This is a genomic window from Streptomyces sp., assembly GCF_035563135.1.
GTDB lineage: Bacteria > Actinomycetota > Actinomycetes > Streptomycetales > Streptomycetaceae > Streptomyces.
The window spans coordinates 1-3,630 of sequence record NZ_DATMVN010000314.1 but is presented as its reverse complement, the minus strand read 5'-3'; the positions used below and the strand labels follow the sequence as shown (position 1 = coordinate 3,630).

Here is a 3,630-nt window from a genome sequence, read left to right as displayed (position 1 = left end):
GTGGCTGGGCCGCGGCTACCAGGTCACCAGCCAGGTGAACGTGGTCAACCCCGGCGGGCAGGCGCAGGTGGCCCACCGCGACTACCACCTGGGCTTCATGTCCGAGGAGCAGGCCCTGGCCTACCCGGCCCACGTGCACCGGCTCTCCCCCGTCATGACCCTGCAGGGGGCGGTCGCGCACTGCGACATGCCGGTGCAGACCGGTCCGACCATGTACCTGCCGCACTCGCAGAAGTACGCCCCCGGGTACGTCGCCTTCCACCAGCCGGAGTTCACCGCCTACTTCGACGAGCACTTCGTCCAGCTGCCGTTGCAGAAGGGCGACGCCGCCTTCTTCAACCCGGCGCTGTTCCACGGCGCGGGCACCAACCGGTCGGCCGACGTGCGCCGCATGGCCAACTTGCTGCAGGTCTCCTCGGCGTTCGGCCGGGCGATGGAGACGGTCGACCGGACGGCGATGTGCCGGGCGCTCCACCCGGTCCTGCTCGCGCACAAGGCCGCCGGCGCGGACGAGCGCACGCTGCGCAACGTCGTCGCCGCCTCGGCCGAGGGCTACGCCTTCCCGACCAACCTCGACCGCGACCAGCCGATCGGCGGCCTGGCCCCCGAGACCCAGGCCGAGCTGGTCTGGCGGGCGCTGCAGCAGGACTGGTCGCCCGAGGCGCTGGACACGGAGCTGACCGCCCAGGCCGAGCGGCACACCAGCGGCCACTGATGCGACCTGGAGCAGCCGGCACCGCCCCGGGTGCTGCGGGCGGCTCCCCCGGCACGGCGATCATGGAGCGGCGGTGGCGACACGCGGCCGACGCCGGCGTGTCGCCACGCCGGCCTCGTGATCGTCACGGCCGGGCGCAGCGGGACACCGGGACACGGCTCCGCCGGGCCGGGTCCCCAGGGGCCCGGCCCGGCGGAGCGGTGGTCAGCGCTTCAGCTCGTGGGAGAGCTCGGCGAGCTCCTGGCCGCCGGCCATCTCGGTGGTGAGCTCCTCCAGCGAGACCTCCGAGCGCTTCTTGTCCAGCACCCGGCGGCCGAGCTTGAGGATGATGAAGTGGTCGCCCACCAGGTAGGCGTGGTGCGGGTTGTGGGTGATGAAGACGACCCCGAGGCCCGCGTCGCGGGCCGCGGCGGTGTACTTCAGCACCACGCCGGACTGCTTCACACCCAGCGCCGCCGTCGGCTCGTCGAGGATCAGCACCCGCGCGCCGAAGTAGACCGCCCGGGCGATCGCGACGCACTGCCGCTGACCACCGGAGAGCGTGCCGATCGGCTGGTTGATGTCCTTGACGACGATGCCCATCTTCTGCAGCTCGGCGTCCGCGATCTCGCGCATGGCCTTGATGTCCAGCGGCGCGAGCGGGAACTTCCCCTTGCGGATCTCCGAGCCGAGGAAGAAGTTGCGCCAGACCTCCATGAGGCCGACGACCGCGAGGTCCTGGTAGACGGTCGCGATGCCGGTGTCGAGGGACTCCCGCGGGGAGGAGAAGTGCCGCTCCTGCCCGTCGACCTTCAGGGTCCCCTCGGTGTGCGGGTGCAACCCTGAGATGATCTTGATGAGGGTGGACTTGCCGGCGCCGTTGTCCCCCAGCACGCACGCCACCTCACCGGCGTTGACCGTCAGGTTGACGCCCTCCAGCGCGCGGATGGCGCCGTAGCTCTTGCCCACGCCCTCCATCTCCACCAGGGGGGTGCCGACCTCCAGGTCACCGGCTGCGCGCTCTGCGATGGTGTCGGTCACGTCATCTCCTCTGGGCCGCGTAGTTCTTGACGTACAGGTTGACCAGGACGGCGAGCAGGAGCATCACGCCGAGGAAGGTCCGGAACCAGTTCGGGTCCCAGCCGGCGAACACGATGCCCTGGGTGGTCATGCCGAAGATGAAGGCGCCCAGCGCCGAGCCGACGGCAGAGCCGTAGCCGCCGGTCAGCAGGGCCCCGCCCACGACCGCGGCGATGATGTAGATGAACTCGTTGCCGACCCCGAGGCCGGACTGCACCGAGCTGAAGTTGAACAGCAGGTGCATGCCGAGGAACCAGGCCAGGAAGGCCACTCCCATGAACAGGCCGATCTTGACCTTGGGCACCGGCACACCGACCGCCCGGGCACTGGCCTGGTTGCCGCCGGCCGCGGTGATCCAGTTGCCGGTCCGGGTGCGCAGCAGCAACCAGCTGGCGACGGCGACGAAGAGGAACCACCACAGGACGGTGATCTTGAGAGTGATGAACCCCAGGGGGATGTCGGAGGCGAAGACGGCCTTGGCCGCGTCGAACCCGTCGAGCCGGCTGGCGTTGGGAGTCGCGACCGTCCCGGTGACCAGCTTGGTGATGCCCAGGTTGAGCCCCTGCAGGATGAAGAAGGTGCTCAGTGTGATGAGGAAGCTCGGGATGCCCGTTCTCATCACCAGGTAGCCGTTGACGAAGCCGATGGCCAGCGCCACGACCAGGCTGAAGACGACGCCCACCCACATGTTCAGGCTGAACTGGTAGGTGATCATCGCCGCGGCCAGCGCCGACGTCGCCACCGACACACCGGAGGACAGGTCGAACTCGCCACCGATCATCAGCAGCGCCACGCCGACCGCCACGATGCCGATGGTGGAACTGGCGTAGAGCACCGTCGCGAAGGCCGGCAGCGTGCGGAACGGCGCCGCCACCGCGTAGAAGAAGGCGAAGATGGCGATCGCCGCCGCGAGCGCACCGATCTCGGGCCGGGCCAGGACGCGGGACACGAGCGACCGTTGGGTACGCGCCGGTGCGGCCGGCGGTGGGGCGGCGGAGGGCTTCGTCGCCACGGATGAGCTCATCGAGTGCTCCAAGGGGCAGGTGGTTGGGGGGAGCCGGGCTGCCCGGCTCCCCCCGGGGGCCATTACCGGGTGTTGTTGTCGGCGTACTCGACGATCGGGCCGATGTTGGTCTCGTCGACGATGGAGGGACCGGTCAGCACCGGCTGGCCACCACCGATGTCGTTGCCGTTGGTGAGGTTGAGCCACAGCGAGGTGACGGCGAGATAGCCCTGCACGTAGGGCTGCTGGTCGATCGAGAAGGCGATGTCCCCGCTCTCGATCGCCGCGGCGACGTCGGCGTTGAGGTCGAAGGTGATGATCTCCGCCTGGCTGCTGGTGTCGGTCCTGGCCTGCTGGGCGGCCTGGGCGACCGGCGCGCCCAACGTGACGATGTGGGTGACCGAGGGGTCCTGCTGCAGCTTCGAACCGATCGTCTGCTGCACCGACGGGAGGTCGGTCCCCGTCACGTACAGGATCTCGGTGTTGGGGAAGCCCTGGGTCACACCGGCGCACCGGGTCTCGAGGGCGACCTGCCCCTGCTCCTGGATGACGCAGAGGGCCTTGCCGCCGCCCTCCTGACCGATCCGCTCACCGACGGTCTGACCGGCCAACTGCTCGTTGGAGCCGAAGTACATCGGCACGCCGAAGTTCTGGTAGTCGTTGATCCCCGAGTTGAACGCCACGATCGGGACGCCGCTCTCGGCGACCTGCTGGGCGGCCGGCCCGACCTGGTCGGGGTAGGCCAGCGTGAGCGCCATGCCGTCGACGTTGCTGTCCACGGCGTTCTGCACCAGCGTGGCCATCTCACCGGCGTCGGGGTCGTTGGAGTAGTTCAGCGTGACGTTGTGCCGCT

4 protein-coding genes are annotated in these 3,630 nt (G+C 69.6%); 1 reads left to right on the top strand and 3 read right to left on the bottom strand.

What is annotated here, in order from left to right; genetic code table 11:
* Positions 1–715: phytanoyl-CoA dioxygenase family protein (locus VN520_RS13830; protein WP_325747193.1), on the top strand; the 715-nt coding region annotated here is incomplete at its 5' end.
* A gap of 204 nt (positions 716–919) precedes the next feature.
* Here VN520_RS13830 and VN520_RS13825 read toward each other — a convergent pair.
* The 3 genes from VN520_RS13825 to VN520_RS13815 all read right to left on the bottom strand — a co-directional run.
* A complete protein-coding gene (locus tag VN520_RS13825) occupies positions 920–1,672 on the bottom strand; it encodes an ATP-binding cassette domain-containing protein (RefSeq protein ID WP_325747194.1) in 753 nt (250 codons plus the stop codon).
* Positions 1,673–1,736: 64 nt separating this feature from the next.
* On the bottom strand, positions 1,737–2,798 hold the full coding sequence (locus tag VN520_RS13820; protein WP_325747192.1) for an ABC transporter permease: 1,062 nt from the start codon (positions 2,796–2,798) through the stop codon (positions 1,737–1,739).
* Between the two features lie 62 nt (positions 2,799–2,860).
* Positions 2,861–3,630, bottom strand: a 770-nt coding sequence (locus VN520_RS13815) for a substrate-binding domain-containing protein (protein WP_325747191.1), incomplete at its 5' end; no start/stop codon positions are given.

Excerpts from the sequence above, each read along its gene's own strand:
- VN520_RS13825 (WP_325747194.1), bottom strand. The coding sequence starts at position 1,672 with ATGGAGGGCGTGGGCAAGAGCTACGGCGCCATCCGCGCGCTGGAGGGC.
- VN520_RS13820 (WP_325747192.1), bottom strand. The coding sequence starts at position 2,798 with ATGAGCTCATCCGTGGCGACGAAGCCCTCCGCCGCCCCACCGCCGGCC.